Raw genomic sequence first — 21,160 nt, 5'->3', positions numbered from 1 at the left:
TCGTGACCCGTGCCTCGAACAGGCCATGCAGGGTCAGGCCTTGCGGATAGTCGACGGCCGTCGCATTGAAGGCTTCCAGCAGGTGTTGGCGCTCAACCGCCGGCATGCTCTCAATTTCATACAGCGGCGTCTCGGGTGCTTGCTCCAGTGCGGTTACAAGGTTTTCAAGGGTAGTTTGCATGTATTCGCCGATGCGTTGCGCACCGATTCCGCGCACCACCTGCACCACCAGGCTGAAACCTTCGCCCCCATCATCCACGGCCAGCGTCAACGGGTAGTTGGTGCGTTCCTCACCGCCGATGGATTCGATGCCCTGCCAAGCCGACACCATCTGCGCGGTGACTTCGACCGAGCAATGGCGATAGTTGAGCATGGAACTGAACAGCGGCGTCGGCGCCACCACACCGCTGCAACGCTGGGCCAGCGCCAGCGGAGCGTGCTCATGACCAAGCAGTGCGGTGAGCCGTTGATGGGTGGTTTTCACGCCCTCGCGCACATTGCCCCCCACCAGGCTCACCCGCAGCGGCAGGGTATTGATGAACATGCCCAAGGCGTGATCGGCACCCTCTCCGCCTTGCATCCGCCCCAGCAGCACCGTGCCGAAGACCACTTCGTCGCGTCCGCTGACACGGCCCAGCACCTGTGCCCAGGCCAAGTGCATCAGGCTCGCCGCGCTGACGCCCAACTGACGCGCCTGGCCGCGCAGACGCCGGCATAGCCCCACCTCCAGCGCCAGCCTGACCTCCTCCACGCCGTTACCGTCACCCTGAACATCTCGCAGACCGAACGGCAACGTCGGCTCATCTATATTGCCAAGCATGTCGCGGAAGAAGCCTTCATGCTCCTCCTGGCTGACCCCGAGACGCGCCTGGGCCACGTAATTGCGATAAGGCACCGCAGCACCCAGTTGATCGGCCCTGCCGAGCAGGTGGGCCTGCATTTCCCGCTCCAGCACCTCCAGCGCGGTATGGTCCAGCACCGAATGATGGAACAACAACATCGCAACCCAGCGCTGGTTGGCGACATCTTCTGCGTACACCAGGCGTAGCAGCGGCGCCTGGCGCACATTCAGCCGATACTGACGAGCATCGAAACGCTCATACAGCTGTGCAACCACATCTGCGCCGTGAGCATCCGGTTCGAATGCCTCGCAGATGAGTGGCGCCCGACGCCACACGACCTGCATCGGTTCGTCGAGCCCCTCCCAGGCCATCGATGTCCTGAGGATGTCATGGCGATCGATCACCTGCTGCAACGCCTGGGCGAAGCTGTCCAGACGGGCGCGGCCGTCAAAACCGAACAGCGTCTGCAGCACGTAGGGATCACCGCTGTTCGCGGTCAGATGGTGATACAGAATGCCTTCCTGCAACGGCGCCAGCGGGTAGATGTCCTGAATATTGCCCGCACCACCCGGCACGCTCGCCACGATCCGGTCGATGGCGTCCTGGCTCAGAACGGCCAGTGGCAACATGTCCGGCGTGATCCGCTCGCAACCTTCGACAATGGCGCTGGCCGGCACTACCACATCACGATGCCCACCCACCGCAGCGGCCAAGGCCCGTAGCGTCGGCCGGCTGAACAGGTCGCGCACATCCACCGACAGACCGGCTTGGCGCATCCGCTCGATCAATCTCATCGCCAGCAGCGAATGACCGCCCAGTTCGAAGAAATGATCGTGGCGGCCAACCCGTTCCACCTTCAACAGCTCCGCCCACAAGCCGGCCAGGGTCTGTTCGATTTCTCCCTGCGGCGCCTCGTAGGCTTCGCTTGCGTAGTCCTCGGCGTGCGGCGCGGGCAGCGACTTGCGGTCCACCTTGCCGTTGAGCGTCAGGGGGAAGGCCGGCAATATCACGAACGCGCCGGGCACCATGTATTCGGCCAAGGCCGTGGACAGTTGCTCACGCAGTCCGGCCACGGTCAGCGCGACCTGCGGCTGCGCCACGACATAGGCCACCAGGCGCTTCTCGCCCGACTCGTCGGCCCGCACCATCACCACGGCGTCCTTCACACCCTCGCAGGTGACGAGCCTGGCTTCGATTTCACCCAGCTCGATACGGAATCCGCGGATCTTCACCTGGTCGTCGTTGCGTCCCAGGCACTCCAGGCTGCCTTCCGGCAACCAACGGCCCAGGTCGCCCGTGCGGTAGAGCAAGGCACCGGGTTCGTCGCTGAACGGGTCGGCTATGAACTTCTCCGCCGTCAGGTCGGGACGGTTCAGGTAGCCCTTCGCCACGCCTTTGCCGCCGATGTAGATTTCGCCGACGACACCCAGGGGCGCCAGTTGCTGGTGTGCATCGAGCACATACACCTGGGTATTGGAGATCGGTCCGCCAATCGGCACGCTTTGCGCGTCTTCGGCCACCGCCTTCACTTCCAGCGTGGTGGCATAGGTAGTGGTTTCGGTCGGCCCATAGCAATGCACCAGGCGCAACGCTGGTGCCAGGCCCAGCAGGCGCCGGAACGACGCCACGTCGGCCCGTTCGCCACCGCACAGCAGAATGCGCAAGCCCGCCATGGCCTCGGGGATCAGTTGCACGTACTGATTGAAGATCGCCGTGGTCACGAACAACACAGTGGCCCCCGACTCGTCCAGCACTTGGGCAAAGCGTGCCGGTTCGAGCAGGGTTTCATGGTCGATCACCACCACCTGCCCGCCGTTGAGCAGGGCGCCCCAGACGTCCATGGTGCTGGCGTCGAACGCCGGGTTGGAGGCAAAGGCGATCCGGTCATGCTCATTGAAATCGGCATAGCCGTTGTTGATCACCAGCCGATTGATCGCCCGGTGCGGCACCAGCACGCCCTTGGGCTGCCCCGTGGAACCCGAGGTGTACATGATGTAGGCAGTCGACTCGCTGGACTGCTCCAGCCCTGGATTGTCAATGGTCCCCTGCGGCTCCAGCGTGTCCAAGTCGACGCGGCTTGCGCCCTCGGGTACCCGCTCGCGGCTGGACGTCAACACAAAGGACGCCCGGCAATCGGCGAGCATGAACCCCTGCCGCTCCAGCGAAGCATTGCGGTCCAGCGGGACATAGGCCGCCGCGCACTTGAGAATGGCCAACTGGCTGGTCAGCAGGTCGATCGAACGCGGCAACAGGATCGCCACACAATCGTCCGGCCGCACGCCAAGACCGATCAAGTGATGGGCCAGGCGGTTCGCTTGTGCGTTCAGTTCGCCATACGTCACTTGCCGCTGGCCATGCACCACCGCAATTGCCTGCGGCAGTCGTGCCGCCTGGGCCTCGAACAGCGCCAGCACGGTCTGGTCCTGAGGATAGACACGCCGGGTAGCGTTGAAGTCCACCAGCAACTGCTTGCGCTCGATCTGCGGGAGGATCTCCAGACGGTAGAGTGGGGTTTGCGAATCTTGCTCCAGCGCCTGCACCAAGCGATCAAGTGCGGTGTGCATGTACGCGCAGATGCGGCTTGCGCCAACGCCTTGCAATACCAGGGTACTCAGGGAGAAGCCATCGCCCAGGTCGTCCACCGACAGCGTCAGCGGGTAGTTCGTGCGTTCTTCGCTGTCCAGGGCTGTCATGCCCTGCCAGGCCGTCGTCGCATCCGCCGAGATGACGCCAGTGGCGCTGTGCCGATAGTTCAGCAAGGCACTGAACAGCGGCGCAGGAGCCGCCACGCGGCTGCAACGCTGGGCCAGGGCCAGCGAAGCGTGTTCATGAGCAAGCAATGCACTCAGCCGCCCATGGACAGCCTTGACGCCGGCCTCTACGCCCTGCTGATCCAGCATCACCCGCAAGGGCAAGGTGTTGATGAACATGCCCAGGGCCCGGTCGGCGCCTTCGCCGCCCTGCATCCGTCCCATCAGTACGGTGCCGAACACCACATCGTCGCGCCCGGACAACCGCCCCAGCACCTGCGCCCAGGCCAGATGATGAAGGCTGGCGGCACTCACGCCCATCCGCCGCGCCTGGGCCCGCAGGCGGCGACTCAAGTCGGCATCCACCTCGAGTCGTGCCTCTTCGATACCGCGACCGTCACCCTGCACCTGCTGCAAACCGAGCGGCAGCGTCGGCTCATCGACATCGCCAAGCATTTCGCGGAAAAAGACTTCGTGCTGTTCCTCACTGACCCCCAGGCGCGCCTGGGCCACATAGTTGCGGTACGGCATCGCAGCCGCCAGTTGCTCTTGGCGCCCAAGCAGGTGCATCTGCATTTCCTGCTGCACCACGTCCAGCGCGGTATGGTCCAGGGCGATGTGGTGGAACAGCAACATCGCGACCCAACGCTCATTGAGCGGATCATGGGCAAAGCGCAGGCACATCAGCGGGGCCTGGCGGATATCGAGGCGATGATGACGGGAATCGAAACGTGAATGCAGCTGGGCCACGACGTCGCCATCCGCTGCTGCATCGAACGGTTCGACACTCAGGACGGCCTTGCGCCAGACCACCTGCATGGGTTGTTCCAACCCCTCCCACAGCACCGAAGTCCGCAGAATGTCGTGGCGGTCGATCACGCCCTGCAACGCTTGCGCGAAGGCCTCCAGGCGCGGCTTGTCCTGGAACGCGAACAGCGCCTGCAGCACATAGGGATCGCCCTGTTGCGCCGAGAGATGGTGGTAGAGAATGCCGTCCTGCAGCGGGGCCAGCGGGTAGATATCCTGCACGTTGGCCGCCCCACCCGGCACCGTTGCGACGATGCAATCGATGGCCTCCTGGGTCAACGAGGCCAGGGGCAACATGTCCGGGGTAATCCGTTCGCAACCGGGAACGATGCCGTTGGCCGGCACCTGGACTTCATTGCCGCTGCCCACCGCCGCGGCCAGTGCCGCGAGGGTCGGCTGGCCGAACAGCACCCGTACATCGGCGCTCAGGCCGACCTGGCGCATCTGCTCGATCAGGTTGACCGCCAGCAGGGAATGGCCGCCCAATTCGAAAAAGTGGTCGTGACGCCCCACCCGCTCGACATTGAGGATCTGCGTCCACAACTTGGCCAGGAGCGTTTCGGTTTCGCCCACCGGCGCTTCGTAACCACGCGCCAGGATCGACGTCTGGTCCGGCATCGGCAACGCCTTGCGGTCAAGCTTGCCGTTGGCGGTCAGTGGCAAGGCATCGAGGCGCACGTAGGCAGCCGGTACCATGTAGTCCGGCAAACGGCTTTGCACATGCACGCGCAGCGCTTCGATATCCACGGTGTCGCCAGGTCGATGCAAGGTGAAATAGGCGACCAGGCGCTTTTCCCCCGGCACATCTTCGCGAATCAGCACCGCCGCGTCTTTTACGCGCTCATGTTGTGCCAGCCGGGTTTCGATCTCGCCTGGCTCGATGCGGAACCCGCGGATTTTCACCTGACCGTCGTTACGCCCCAGGTATTCGATGTTGCCATCCGGCAGATAGCGCCCCAGGTCGCCGGTGCGGTACATCAAGGCCTGCGGGTTGAACGGATCCGCGATGAACTTCTCGGCGGTCAGTTCCGGCCGGTTCAGATAGCCGTTCGCAACCCCCAGGCCAGCGATATACAGCTCACCGGTCACACCGTGGGGCACGGGCCGAAGCCGGGAGTCCAACAGGTAGACCCGAGTGTTGCCGATCGGACGACCGATCGGAATGCTGCCCGCGCCGACCGACTTGATCTCGTAGGTGGTCGAGAAGGTGGTGGCTTCCGTTGGTCCGTAGCCGTTGAGCAGATGCTGCGGTGCGCCGTGTTCCAGGACGCGGCCAATCGCGGTCGGATCGAGCACATCGCCACCGACGATCAGGTAGCGCAGTTGCCGGAACACTGCCATCAGGCTGGCGGCGTACTGGTGAAACAGCCCCGCCGTCATCCACAACACATTGACCGACTGTTCAAGCAAGAACGCTGGCAGGCGTTCCTGGGACAACAATACGTCCTGCTCCACCACAATGACGCAACCGCCATTGAGCAACGGAGCCCAGACTTCCAGGGTGCTGGCATCGAAAGCCGGGTTCGAAGCGAACGCCACGCGATCCTGCTCGTTGAAGTCGGCATAGCCGTTGTTGATGACCAGGCGGGAAATTGCCCGATGCGGCACCAACACGGCTTTCGGGGTGCCGGTAGAGCCGGAGGTGTACATGATATAGGCCGGTGCTTCGCTCGACTGCGGCGGCGAACCGTCCCAGGCCGGCAGCCCCGCCAGGTCAAGGCTATCGAGATCCACCCGGCGCACGCCATCGGCCAGGCCCTCGGTGCCGTGGGTCAATACCAGCACGGCCCGACTGTCCTGCAGCATGAACTGCTGGCGCTCCACGGGAGCGTTGATGTCCAGTGGCAGATAGACCGCCGCGCACTTGAGAACCGCCAGTTGAGCGATCAACAGGTCCAGCGAGCGCGGCAGCACAATGGCCACCGTGTCCTGGGGCCGCACACCGAGGTCAATCAGATGCCGGGCCAAGCCATCGGCTCTGGCGTTCAGTTCACGATAGGTCAGGGTCTCTCCGGCCTGTACCGCCGCCAGCGCATCCGGACGGGCCTGTGCCTGTGCCTGGAACAAGGCATGAACCGTTTGCGCCTGCGGATAAGCGCGGTCGGTGTGGTTGAATGACTGCAAGACTCGCTCACGCTCCTCCTGCGGCAGCACCGACAGGTCGTTGAGCAGTGACTCCGGGGCGCTTTCCAGTGCCGTGATCAAGTACTCGAGCGCTGCCTGCATGTAATTGCAGATGCGTTGCGCGCCGATCTGCACGCTCGCCTGCACCTCCAAGGCAAAGTCATCGGAGAAATCATCCACCGAGAGGATCAGCGGGTAGTTGGTCCGTTCCTGCGCGCTCAGGGCTTCAATACCCTCCCAGGCCTGGAGCACTTCCTGCCTGGGAACCTGGTCCGCACCCGCGCTATGGCGGTAGTTCAACAGTGCGCTGAACAACGGCGCCGGCGCCGCCACACCACTGCACCGTTGGGCCAGGGCCAGGGAGGCATATTCATGGCTGAGCAAGGCGCTCAACCAGCCATGGGTGCTTTTCACCCCGTCGCGCACACTCTGCGCGCCCACGCCCACCCGCAGCGGCAAGGTGTTGATGAACATGCCCAATGCCCGGCTCAGGCTTTCGCCGGCCTGCATGCGCCCCAGCATCACCGTACCGAACACCACCTCTTCACGCCCCGAGACGCTGCCCAGCACCTGGGCCCAGGCCAGATGGAAGATGCTTGCCGCGCTGACGCCGAGCTGACGCGCCTGCACCCGCACCCGGCGACTGAGTTCCGGGGTCAGCGGTCGGTGGTGCTCTTCAATGGCGCTACCGTCGCCCAGCACATCCTGCTGACCGAACGGCAGGGTCGGTTCGTCGACATCGCCCAGCATCTTGCTGAAAAACGCCTCGTCGGCCTGGCGCTGATCGGCCTGGCGGGTTCGCGCCACATAGTTGCGGTAGGGAATGGCCGGCTGCAATTGCCCGGCCTGCCCCATCAACCAGGCTTGCATTTCGCCCTGCACGACCGCCAACGCGGCATGATCCAGGGCCATGTGGTGGAACAACAGCATCGCAACCCAGCGTTGGTTGTCCGGGTCTTCGGCGCACACCAACGACAGCAGCGGTGCCTGGCTGAGGTCCAGGCGATAGTGGCGAGGGTCGAAACGGGCTTGCAGTTGCGTCAGGACATCACCATCGGCCAGCTCGGCGCTGATGTCCTTCACCCCCAGTCGAGCCTGGCGCCAGACCACCTGCAGCGGTGCCTCCAGGTTTTCGCGGACGATGGCGGTGCGCAGGATGTCATGGCGATCGATCACGTGTTGCAGGGCATCGACAAAATCCCCCAGGCGCTCACGACTGGCGATGCTGAAATGCGCCTGCAAGACATAAGGATCGCCTTGGAGAGCGGTCAGGTGGTGATAGAGAATCCCTTCCTGCAACGGCGCCAAGGGATAGATATCCTGCACATTGGCCGCACCGCCCGGCACGCTGGCAACGATGCGGTCAATGGCCGGCTGATCCAGCGTGACCAGCGGCAGCATTTCTGGCGTGATCCGTTCGCAGCCCGCAGGGATGGCATTGGCGGGAACCTCGACCTCACCGGGCTTGCCGGCGTCATACTCGCCGCTGTTGATCAACTCGATCAGCGCAGCCTTGTGCTCGCGCAACAGGGCCAGCACCTGCGGCTCCTTCAACGACTGTTTCCGGCCCCGTACAACGAGCTGATCGCCGTTGACCGATAGCTGCACGTCTTTTTCTTTTAATGTCGCCAACAGTTCGATCACACTCACAGGACAATCTCCATTTTTTCTGTCGTTGCCGCATATTCCGAGAGCGTGGGTTGCTCGAACAGCGTCCGTACATCCGCTTCCATGCCCTCCTGGCGCATCCGTTCCATCAGGCTGACGGCCAGCAACGAGTGCCCGCCCAGCTCGAAGAAGTGATCGTGACGGCCAACACGTTCCACGTTGAGGATTTCGGCCCACAAGCGGGCCAGAGTGATTTCGGTTTCGCCGACAGGGGCTTCATAGCCGCGGGTAATGACCGACGTCAGATCCGGTGCCGGCAGCGCCTTGCGGTCGAGCTTGCCGTTGGGGCTCAACGGCAATGCATCGAGGCGCACGTAGGCCACCGGCACCATATGGGCCGGCAGGTGCGCCAGCAGGTAGACGCGCAGCGCCTCGATGTCCGTCGTTTCGTCCGGCGAACAGGCGGTGAACCAGGCCACCAGGCGCTTATCGCCCGGCACCTCTTCGCGCACAAGGACCACGGCTTCGTTCACCACTTCGTGCTGGGCGAGCCTGGCTTCGATCTCCCCCAGTTCAATGCGGAAACCGCGGAGCTTCACCTGATCGTCGTTACGCCCCAGGTATTGCAAAGTGCCGTCGGGCAGCCAGCAGCCAATGTCGCCGGTCTTGTACAGGCGAGCATCGGCCCGCTCGCTGAACGGGTCGGCGATGAAGCGTTCGGCGCTGAGCTGCGGCAGGTTGAGGTAGCCGCGTGCCACGCCGACGCCACCGATGTGGATCTCACCGGGGACGCCCACCGGCACCAACTGGCCGTAACTGTCCAACACATGCAATTGCATGTTGCGGATTGGCCGGCCGATCGGAATCGAGCGGTTGCGGTAGGTGTCCAGATCGGGATCGACAGTGTGCCAGGCAACCACGTCGCTGCATTCGGTGGGCCCGTAGCTGTTGATGATCGCCGGCCGTGGCAGCGGCAGTTTTTCCAGCATGGCGACCTGGATCGGCTCGCCACCCAGCACCACCCGTTTCAGGCAGGCCAGTGCCGCGTGGCGGTCGGCGTCCACCAGGGCGTGGAAGGCGCTGGGGGACATGTTGAGGTGGGTAATCCCGGCCTCGGCGATCTGGGCGACGATGGCGCTCGGGTTGAACGGTTCTTCGGCCAGGTGCAACGCGGCGCCGACCATCAGTGGGGCGAGGATGTTCTTCTGGGTCAGGTCGAAGTTATACGACGAGGCCAGCAGCACCGCATCGCCGGCGTGGAAGGCCAGGTCGTCGAGGTACCAGTCCAGCAGGTTGCGCAGGCCGCGATGTTCGACCATCACGCCCTTGGGCAAACCGGTGGAGCCGGAGGTGTAGATCACATAGGCCAGGTGGTCCGGGGTCAGGTCCGTCACCTGCGGGTTGTGCTCCGGTTCGGCTTGCCACTCGCCGGCATCCAGGTCGATCAGCGGCACCGGCCCATGGGCCAACAGCCCGCGGGTCCCGGCTTGCGTCAGTACCGCAACCGGTGCGCTGTTCTCCAGCATGTAGGCCAGACGGTCGGCCGGATACGCCGGATCCAGCGGCACGTACCCCCCACCGGCCTTGAGCACGGCCAGCAGGCCGACCACCATGTCCGCGCTGCGCTCGACACAGATCGCCACCCGGGAATCCGCGTGTACGCCCTGTTTACGCAGGTAATGCGCCAAGCGGTTGGCCCGGGCATTCAGTTCACGATAGCTCAGTGATTGGTGGTCCTGCACCACGGCAACGTCATCCGGCGTGCGCAGCACCTGGGCCTCGAACAGCTCGTGAATGGCCGCAGCCGACGGCGCAACGACTTCAGTGCGATTGAACTCATCCAGCAACTTGCGGCGCTCGCCGCACGGCAGGACAGACAACTGATACAGCGGTGCATCCGGCGTCTGCTCCAGCATCCCGATCAGGCTTTCCAGCGTCTGCTGCACATAGCCGCAAAGGCGTTGCGCCCCGATGTGGGCCGGGGTCATGACGGTGAAACTGAACGCCTCGCCCTGGTCATCGACGTTCAAGGTCAATGGATAGTTGGTGCGTTCTTCACCGCTGAGCACCTGGATACCGCTCCAGGCCGACAACGCCTCGGTCGAGGTCAGTGCGCCGGTGTGGCGGTAGTTGAGCAAGGCGCTGAACAACGGCGTCGGTGCCTCCACGCCACTGCAACGTTGGGCCAGGGTCAATGATGCATGTTCGTGAGCGAGCAAGGCGCTCAAGCGCGCATGGGTCGCCTTCACGCCCGCACCGACAGCGGTCTGCCCCAGGCTCACCCGCAACGGCAAGGTGTTGATGAACATCCCCAGCGCCCGGTCGGCGCCCTCGCCGCCCTGCATCCGGCCCACCAGCACGGTGCCGAATACCACGTCGTCCTTGCCCGACACCTTGCCCAGCACCTGCGCCCAGACCAGGTGATACAGACTCGCCGCGCTCACGCCCAGCTGACGGGCCTGGGCCCGCAACCGACGACTCAGGTCCGCATCGACGTCCTGGCGGAGCTCTTCGATGCCGCTGCCATCGCCCTGCACATCCTGCAGGCCGAACGGCAACGTCGGCTCGTCGACATCGCCGAGCATATCGCGGAAGAACTGCTCATGGGCTTGGCGGCTGACACCCAGCCGCGCCTGGGCCACGTAGTTACGGTACGGCACCGAAGCCGACAAGCGTTGCCCCTGGTCGAGCATGTGCGCCTCGATTTCCGCGGACAGCACCGCCAGCGAGGTGGCATCGTCCACCAGGTGATGGAACAACAGGATGCCCACCCAGCGTTGATTTTCCGGGTCTTGCGCATAAGCGACGCGCATCAGCGGTGCCTGGCGGATGTCCAGGCGATAGTGCCGTGGATCGAAACGCTGGTGCAGTTGCGTAGCGATATCGCCGGCCATCGGGTCCAGCTGGACCCTTTCCACAACCAGCTGCGCGTTACGCCAGACCACCTGCACCGGCTCGGTCAGTCCTTCCCAGAGCACCGCCGTGCGCAGGATATCGTGGCGGGCAACGACCGCTTGCAACGCCTGAGTGAAACCCTCCAGACGCGTGAAGCTGTCGAAACCGAACAGCACATACTGCAAGTAGGGGTCACCCTGGGCTGCCGCAACGTGGTGATAGAGAATCCCCTCCTGCAATGGTGCCAGGGCATAGATGTCCTGCACATTGGCGACGCCGCCGGGCACCGTTGCGACGATGCGGTCGATGGCCTCCTGGTCCAGATCGGCCAGGGGCAGCATGGCCGGGGTGATCCGTGTGCAACCGTCCGGAATCAGATTCTCCGGCACCACGACTTCCGTGTGCCCGCCCACCGCAGCGGCCAGCGCGGCCAACGTTGGCTGACTGAACAGCACGCGCACGTCGGCGCTCAGGTCCACCTGACGCATACGCTCAATCAATTTCACCGCCAGCAACGAATGGCCGCCCAGCTCGAAGAAATTATCGTGGCGACCGATCCGCTCCAGACTCAGCAAGTCCTGCCAAATGCCGGCAATGGCGACTTCAACTTCACCTTGCGGCGCTTCATAGGCATGAGTGATCACCGAAGACAGGTCCGGTGCCGGCAACGCCTTGCGATCCAGCTTGCCATTGGTGGTCAGCGGGAAGGCTTCGAGCATCACGAAGGCACTCGGCACCATGTAGTCCGCCAATCCCTCCAACAGTTGGAGACGCAGGTCGGCAGCCGACGGTTGGGCGTTTTCCTCGGCAATCACATAAGCCACCAGGCGCTTGTCCCCCGGCTCGTCTTCGCGAGCGATGACCACCGCCTCGCTGACCCCGTCGCAAGTCGCCAGCGCCGCCTCGATCTCACCCAGCTCGATACGGAAGCCGCGGATCTTCACCTGGTCATCGTTACGCCCCAGGTATTCGATGCTGCCATCCGCGAGCCAGCGACCCAGGTCACCGGTCTTGTACATGCGGGCGTTCGGCTCATCGCTGAACGGATTTTTCAGGAAACGCTCGGCGGTCAGTTCGTCGCGGTTCAGATAGCCTCGGCTGACGCCCGCGCCACCGACGTACATCTCACCCACCACGCCCACCGGCACCGGCTCGCGCTGGGCGTCGAGCACGTACAGCTGCAGGTCGGGAATACGCCCGCCAATCGGGCTGACGCCCACCAACTGGGCATCTGCGGCAGACAGCGCACGATAGGTCACGTGCACGGTGGTTTCGGTGATGCCGTACATATTGACCAATTGCGTGCCGGCGTTGATTTCGCGGGCGTACCACGGTTTGAGGATGCCGGTTTCCAGGGCTTCGCCACCGAAAATCACCTGGCGCAGGCTGTGCTTCAGCTCGCTTTCGCCCTGGGCCGCGATCAACTGGCGGAACGCGCTCGGCGTCTGGTTCAGCACCGTGACGCCGGCCTGGCACAACAGCGCATAGCATTCCTGCGGCGAACGACTGACCAGTTGCGGTACCACCAGCAGGCGGCCGCCATGGGTCAGCGCGCCCCAGATTTCCCAGACCGAGAAGTCGAAGGCGAAGGAATGGAACAGCGCCCACACGTCCTGCGGGCCGAAGTCGAACCACGGTTGCGTGGCCGAGAACAGCCGCGCGACGTTGCGATGCTCGACCATCACGCCTTTGGGCAAACCAGTGGAACCGGAGGTGTAGATCACATAGGCCAAGTGCCGGGACGTCAGCGTCTCAAGCTCAGGGTTATGCTGCGGTTGTTGCGCGATCCCCGCTGTTTCGGGCTGATCGAGCAGCAATACGTCGGCAGACAAGCCAGGCAAATGAGCCAACAGATGCGCCTGGGTGAGCAATGCCACCGGCGCGCTGTCGTCGAGCATGAATGCCAGGCGCTCTTGAGGATAAGCCGGATCCAGCGGCACATAGCCCGCCCCCGCCTTGAGGATGCCCAACAGGCCAACGATCATGTCCAGGCCACGTTCGACGCAGATCGCCACCCGGTCATCCGGACGGATGCCCAAGGCCAGCAAACGATGGGCGAGTTGGTTGGCCCGGCTATTGAGTGCACCGTAGGTCAGCGTGCGGTCCTCGAACACCACGGCCACGGCGTCGGGTTGCGCCGCCGCCCAGGCCTCGAATTGGCCGTGGATCAATGCATCATCGGCATACACCGCATCCGAAGCATTCCAGGTCTCCAGCAACTGCCGGCGCTCGGCCTGCGGCAGCACTGTCAAGCTGCGCACCGGCGTTTGCGGGGCGCGTTCCAGGGCATCCACCAGGCTTTGCAGGGCGACCTGCATATAGCCACTGATGCGTTGGGCACCGATCTGCGCGGCCACCTGAACGGTCAGGCTGAAGTCGTCACCCAGGTCATCGATATTCAATGTCAGCGGATAGTTGGTCCGTTCTTCGCTGGACAGCATCTGCATGCCGCTCCAGGCAGACAACACTTCGTCAGTCACCTGAGTCGCGCTGTGCCGATAATTCAGAAGCGCGCTGAACAGCGGGGTTGGCGCAGCCACGCCGCTGCAACGCTGAGCCAGGGCCAGCGACGCATGCTCGTGCCCCAACAGGCCGGTCAAGCGCCCGTGGGTCATGCGGACCGCGTCACGCACACTCTGCCCGTCCACCGGCACACGAACCGGCAAGGTATTGATGAACATGCCCAGCGCCCGGTCGGCCCCCTCGCCGCCTTGCATACGGCCCAGCAATACCGTGCCGAACACTACGTCTTTCTGCCCGGTCGCCATGCTCAAGACCTGGGCCCAAGCCAGATGGACCAGGCTCGCGGCGCTCACACCGAGCAGTCGGGCCTGGGTCCGCAGACGAAGGCTCAGGACCTGACCGACCAACTCCGTCACCTCGGCGATACCGCGTCCGTCGCCCTGCACCTGGGCCAACCCGAAGGGCAGCGTTGGCTCATCGATGTCAGCCAGCATCTCGCGGAAGAACGCTTCGTGTTCCGCCTCGCTCATGCCCAGTCGGGCCTGGGCCACATAGTTGCGATAAGGCACGGCTTCAGTCAGTTGCCCGGCCTTGCCGGTCAAGTGCGCCTGCATCTCGTGTTGCACCACTTCCAGCGCGGTATGGTCCAGCGCCATGTGATGGAACAGCAGGATCGCCAGCCAACGGTCCTGGGCCTCGTCCCTGCTGTAGACCAGTTGCAACATCGGGGCACGGCGCAAGTCCAGACGGTAGTGCCGCGCATCGAAGCGGCTCGCCAGTTGCGTGGCGACATCACCGGCCGCGGCATCGGCTTCGAAGCGCTGCGGCTCCAGCAGAACCTTGCGCCAGACCATCTGCAGCGGTTCGTCCAGGCCTTCCCAGGCCACACTGGTGTGCAGGATGTCATGGCGGTCGATCACCACCTGCAGCGCTTCGACGAACGCCTCGAAGCGCTGGAAGCTGTCGAAGGCGAACTGCGACTGCAGCACATAGGGGTCGCCCTGCTCGGCGGCCAAGTGGTGATAGAGGATGCCTTCCTGTAGCGGCGCCAGCGGGTAGATGTCCTGCACGTTGGCCGCCCCACCCGGAACGGTGGCGACGATCCGGTCGATCGTCTCCTGGTCGAGGCTCACCAACGGCAGCATGGCCGGAGTGATGCGCCCACAGCCGGGCTCGATGAGATTCGCCGGCACCTCGACTTCCCTGCCGCTGCCAACGGCAGCCGCCAGTGCCGCCAGAGTCGGCTGGCTGAACAGCACGCGCACGTCGGCGCTCAGACCGGCCTGACGCATGCGTTCGATCAGGGTCACCGCCAACAGCGAATGACCGCCCAGTTCGAAGAAGTGATCATGACGACCGATCTGCTCGACCTTGAGCACTTCAGCCCAAAGTTGGGCCAAGGTGGTTTCGATCTCGCCCTGCGGAGCCGCGTATTCGCGGCTGGCATACGCCTCGGCGTCCGGTGCCGGCAAGGCGCGGCGGTCCAGCTTGCCGTTGGCGGTCAGCGGGAAGGATGACAGCACGACAAAGGCGCTCGGCACCATGTATTCGGCCAACGTGCTTGCCAACTGGCTACGCAGCGCGTGCACCGACAGGGTGATGCCCGACTCGGGGATCACATAGCCCACCAGGCGCTTGAGCCCGGTTTCGTCCTGCCGCGCCAGCACCACGGCGTCTTTTACGCCGGCACATTGACTCAAGCGGGCTTCGATCTCGCCCAGTTCGATGCGGAAACCACGGATCTTCACCTGGTCGTCGTTACGCCCCAGGTAATCCACGGCTCCGTCAGCACGCCAGCGCGCCAGGTCGCCGGTACGATAGAGCAAGGCTGTCGGATCGGCACTGAACGGGTCGGCGACGAACTTCTCGGCGGTCAGCTCGGGGCGATTCAAATACCCTTTCGCCACACCATCGCCACCGATATACAACTCGCCCGCTACACCCACCGGCACCGGCTGCTGGTTCGCATCCAGCACATAGACGCGGGTGTTGCCGATCGGATGCCCAATCGGGATACCGCCCTCGCCCACGCCCTTGATTTCGTAAGTGGTGGTGAAGGTCGTGGCTTCGGTCGGGCCATAACCGTTGAGCAGATGCTGCGGCGCGCCGTCTTTCAGCACCCGCGCGATCACCGCCGGATCCAGCACGTCGCCACCCACGATCAGGTAACGCAGTTGCTTGAACACCGGCAGCAGGCCGTCGGCGTACTGGTGGAACAGCCCGGCGGTCATCCACAACACGCTGATCGCTTGTTCGCTCAACAACGCCGCGAACCGCTCCCGGGACAGCAGCACGTCCTGATCGACCACCACCACGCAACCGCCGTTGAGCAACGGCGCCCAGACGTCGAGGGTGCTGGCATCGAAGGCCGGGTTGGAAGCAAACGCCACCCGATCTCGGGCATCGAAATCGGCATAGCCGTTGTTGATGACCAAACGGTTGATCGCCCGGTGCGGCACCAGCACGCCCTTCGGCATGCCGGTGGAACCGGAGGTGTACATGATGTACGCAACCGACTCGGCATCCTGGGTCAGCTCCAGGTTGTCGGCAGACTCGTCCAGCTCGACGATATCCAGGTCCACCCGTTGCACACCTTCTGGCACAACCATCGTGCTCAGGGTCAGCACCAATTGTGCGCCACTGTCCTGGATCATGAACTGCTGACGCTCGAGCGGTGCGTTGACATCCAACGGCACGTAGACGGCAGCACACTTGAGCACAGCCAACTGACTGACCAGCAGGTCGCTCGAACGTGTCAAGCCAATGGCCACGCTGTCGCCCAACTGAGTACCCAGACCGATCAGGTGACGGGCCAGGCGGTTGGCCCTGGTGTTGAGTTCGCCATAGGTCAGGCATTGCCCGTCATGGATAACGGCAACGGCATCGGGATGCGCTTGCACCTGTGCTTCGAACAAGCTGTGAACGGTCCTGTCCCGTGGAAAGCTGCGGGTGGTCGCGTTGAAATCCACCAGCAATTGCCGGCGTTCGGCCGACGACAGCACCGACAGGCTGTCCAGGCGCGCCGGAGGTGTCTGCTCCAGCGCCTCCACCAGGCGCTCCAGCGCGACGTTCATGTAGGTGCAGACCCGCTGTGCACCGATCTGCGGCACGGCCAGCGCCGTCAAGCCGAAACCTTCGCCCAGGTCATCCACCGACAGGGTCAGTGGGTAGTTGGTACGCTCTTCGCTGACCAGGGTTTCGATCCCTTCCCAACCGGCCAGGACCTCACTCGAATCCTCGTCCACCGCGCTGTGACGGTAGTTGAGCAACGTACTGAACAGCGGCATCGGCGCAACCACACCGCTGCAGCGCTGGGCCAGCGCCAGGGAGGCGTGCTCATGCCCCAGCAGGCCGGTCAACCGGGCGTGGGTGGCTTTCACGCCGTCACGCGCGCCCTGATCGCCAACATCCACCCGCAACGGCAAGGTATTGATGAACATGCCCAGCGCCCGATCAGCGCCATCGCCGCCCTGCATCCGGCCCATCAGCACAGTGCCGAACACCACATCCCGTTTACCACACACCTGGCTCAACACCTGCCCCCACGCCAGATGGACCAGGCTGGCCGCACCCACGCCGAGCTGGCGCGCCTGGGCTCGCAGGCGCAGACACACCGACAGGTCGACAGGCAACCTGGCCTCCTCGATATCCCGTCCATCCCCCTGTACATCCTGGAGACCGAACGGCAGGGTCGGCTCGTCCACATCACCGAGCATCTCGCGGAAGAACGCTTCGTGCTCCGCGTGACTCACCCCCAGGCGAGCCTGGGCCACATAGTTGCGATACGGCACGGCCGCCGTCAGCGGCTCGGCCTCGCCCAACAGGTGCGCCTGCATCTCGTGTCGCACCACTTCCATGGCGGTGTGGTCCAGCGCCATATGGTGGAACAGCAACATCGCCACCCAACGCTGGTTGGCCGCGTCCTGGGCGAACACCAGGCGCATCATCGGCGCCCGGGTGATATCGAGACGGTAATGCCGTGGATCGAAACGCTCCTGCAGCAGGGTAACGACATCCCCCGCCTCGGCTGCCAGCACCACCTCATCCACCGCCAGCGGCGCGTTGCGCCAGACCACTTGCACCGGCGAATCGAACCCTTCCCACACCACGCCGGTGCGCAAGATGTCATGTCGATCGATGACATGCTGCAACGCATCTGCAAAGGCCGACAGCCGATCCCGACTGCGTAGTTCGAACAGTATTTTCAGCACATAGGGGTCACCCTGCTCGGCGGCCAGGTGATGGTAATGGATACCTTCCTGCAGCGGCGCCAACGGATAGATGTCCTGCACATTGCGCGCGCCGCCCGGCACCGTTGCCACGACCCGGTCAATCGCCTCCTGATCAAGCTGGATCAGCGTGAGCATGTCCGGCGTAATCCGTTCACAGCCGGAGGCGATCAGGTTCGCAGGCACCTTGACCTCCTTGCCACTGCCGACGGCCGCGGCCAGCGCCGCCAGGGTCGGCTGGCTGAACAGCACCCGCACGTCAGCGCTCAAACCGACCTGGCGCATGCGCTCGATCAAACTCACCGCCAACAACGAATGACCGCCCAGTTCGAAGAAATGATCATGACGACCAATGCGCTCGACCTTGAGCAGGTCTTGCCAAAGCTGCGCCAACGTGGCTTCGACTTCACCTTGCGGGGCCTCATAGGCCCGTGTGGCGAGTGAATCCAGATCCGGTGCCGGCAGTGCGCGACGGTCCAGTTTGCCGTTGGCGGTCAATGGCCATGCGTCGAGGCGCATGTAGGCCACCGGCACCATGTACTCCGGCAGTTGCCCTTGCAGATGGGCGCGCAACGCCTCGATGTCCACGTCCTGCGCTTGAGTGAAGTAAGCCACCAGGCGTTTCTCGCCTGGCACGTCTTCACGGGCCAGGACCACGCAGTCCTTCACGGCATCATGTTGTGCGAGTCGGACTTCGATCTCGCCCAGTTCGATGCGGAAGCCACGGATCTTCACCTGGTCGTCGTTACGCCCCAGATACTCCACGGCTCCATCGGCACGCCAGCGCGCCAGGTCGCCAGTGCGGTAGAGCAAGGCCGCCGGATCGGCGCTGAACGGGTCGGCGACGAACTTCTCGGCGGTCAGTTCCGGACGGTTCAGGTAGCCGTTCGCTACGCCGTCGCCGCCGATATACAACTCGCCCGCCACGCCGACAGGCACGGGTTGCTGGTTGGCGTCCAGGATGTAGACGCGGGTATTGCCAATCGGACGACCAATGGGAATACCGCCCTCGCCTACATCTTTGATTTCATAAGTGGTAGTGAAGGTCGTGGCTTCGGTCGGGCCATAGCCGTTGAGCAAATGCTGCGGCGCGCCGTCTTTCAGCACCCGCGCGATCACCGCCGGATCCAGCACGTCGCCACCCACGATCAGGTAGCGCAGTTGCTTGAACACCGGCAGCAGGCCGTCGGCGTACTGATGGAACAGCCCGGCGGTCATCCACAACACGCTGACCGACTGCTCGATCAACAACGCCGCGAACCGCTCCTGGGACAGCAACACATCCTGCTCGACCATCACCACGCAGCCGCCGTTGAGCAACGGCGCCCACACATCGAGAGTACTGGCGTCGAAGGCCGGGTTGGAAGCAAACGCCACCCGATCTCGGGCATCGAAATCGGCATAGCCGTTGTTGATCACCAAGCGGTTGATCGCCCGGTGCGGCACCAGCACGCCCTTCGGCGTGCCAGTGGAACCGGAGGTGTACATGATGTAGGCAACCGACTCAGCATCCTGGGTCAGCTCCAGGTTATCGGCAGACTCGTCCAGCTCGATGATATCCAGGTCCACCCGTTGCACACCTTCTGGCACAACCATCGTGCTCAGGGTCAGCACCAATTGTGCGCCACTGTCCTGGATCATGAACTGCTGACGCTCGAGCGGTGCGTTGACATCCAGCGGCACGTAGACGGCAGCACACTTGAGCACGGCCAGTTGACTGACCAACAGGTCGCTCGAACGTGCCAAGCCAATGGCCACGCTGTCGCCCAACTGAGTGCCCAGACCAATCAGGTGACGGGCCAGGCGGTTGGCCCTGGCATTGAGTTCGCGATACGTCAGGCGTTGCTCGTCATGGACCACGGCAACGGCGTCGGGATGCGCCTGCACCTGTGCTTCGAACAAGTCATTGACGGTCCGGTGCTGCGGATAACGACGGCTGGTGGCGTTGAATCCCATCAACACTTGCCGGCGCTCGACTTGCGGCAGTACCTCCAGACTGCGCAGGCGTGTCGTGGGGCTGAACTCCAGCGCTGCGGCCAGACTGTGCAGTGCGGTTTCCATGTAGGCGCATATCCGCTGCGCGCCCACACGCTTCATGGTCTGGGCGGTCAAGGCGAAGTCTTCACCCAGATCATCCACCGATAACATCAGCGGATAGGTGGTACGTGATTCGCCGCCCAGTGTTTCGATACCCTGCCAGGCCGCGAGGGTATCCTGCCCAGCCGCCTGTTCGCTGGAATTACGGTAGTTCAGCAAGGCACTGAACAGCGGCGTCGGTGCGCTAACCGCACTGCAACGCTGGGCCAGTGCCAATGGGGCATGTTCATGCCCCAACAGGGCGGTCAGCCGACCATGCACTTCCTTGACCCCGGCCTTGACGTTCTGCTCATCGACACTGACGCGAAGCGGCAGGGTGTTGATGAACATACCCAGCGCACGGTCGGCGCCCTCGCCGCCCTGCATCCGGCCCATCAGCACCGTGCCGAACACCACGTCCTGTTTGCCGGACACCCGGCCCAGCACCTGGGCCCAGGCCAAGTGGTGCAGGCTCGCCGCGCCCACGCCTGACTGGCGGGCCAGACGCCGCAGGCGACGGCTCAAGTCGCTGTCGAGCAGTTGTGTCGCGGTCTCAATATCGTCACCGTCGTCCTGCACATCGTGCAGGCCAAACGGCAGTGTCGGCTCGTCCACATCGCCGAGCATGTCGCTGAAGAAGCCTTCATGCTCTTCACGACTCACCCCCAGGCGGGCCTGAGCCACATAGTTGCGGTACGGCGCGGGGGTGTCCAACCGGTCAGCCTGCCCCTGCAGATACGCCAGCATCTCGCGCTGCACCACTTTCATCGCCGCATGATCGAGGGCGATGTGATGGAACAACAGCATCGCGATCCAGCGCTGATCGGCCTGGTCTTCAGCGAACGCCAGGCGCATCAGCGGTGCCTGGGTGAGGTCGAGGGCAAAGTGCCGGGCATTGAAACGACTGTGCAGTTGTTCGTTGACAGTACCGGCCTGCGGATCCGCGACAAAGGCTTCCAGCCCCAGACGCGCCTCGCGCCAGACCACTTGCTGAGGTTCGTCGAGACCCTCCCAGACGATGGCGGTACGCAGGATGTCGTGGCGATCGATTACCACTTGCAGGGCCTGGACGAAATCGTCCAGAGCCTCGCGGCTGTCGAAGGCGAACTGCGACTGCAACACGTAGGGGTCGCCCTGTTCGGCGGCCAGATGGTGATAGAGGATGCCTTCCTGCAACGGCGCCAGCGGGTAGATGTCCTGTATGTTGCCCATGCCACCCGGCACTTTCGAGGCGATATGGTCGATGGCGTTCTGATCCAGGCGACTGAGCGTCAGCATGTCGGGCGTGATCCGTGTGCAACCGAGCAGGATGCCGTTGGCCGGCACCTGGATTTCACTGCCGCTACCCACCGCTGCCGCCAGCGCC

General features: G+C 63.9%; 2 protein-coding genes (1 of these 2 only partly in view). Both read right to left on the bottom strand.

The genetic code is table 11. The annotated features are described in order from the left end of the window. On the bottom strand, nucleotides 1-8,173 hold an 8,173-nt coding region (locus FBX99_RS25570), incomplete at its 3' end, for a non-ribosomal peptide synthetase (RefSeq protein ID WP_178112071.1). Then, a protein-coding gene (locus FBX99_RS25565; RefSeq protein WP_145133297.1) for a non-ribosomal peptide synthase/polyketide synthase crosses the window boundary here: on the bottom strand, nucleotides 8,170-21,160 show its final stretch. 16,061 nt of this gene lie beyond the right edge of the window; only the last 12,991 of its 29,052 coding nucleotides appear in the window; its start codon lies off the right edge, out of view — the gene reads right to left on this strand; it ends in the stop codon at nucleotides 8,170-8,172. The genes FBX99_RS25565 and FBX99_RS25570, both read right to left, overlap by 4 nt.

The sequence above is a fragment of the Pseudomonas sp. SJZ074 genome, from assembly GCF_007828215.1.
Classification (GTDB): Bacteria; Pseudomonadota; Gammaproteobacteria; order Pseudomonadales; family Pseudomonadaceae; genus Aquipseudomonas.
Note: the sequence above shows the minus strand (reverse complement) of the source record. Positions and strands in the feature narration are given on the sequence as shown.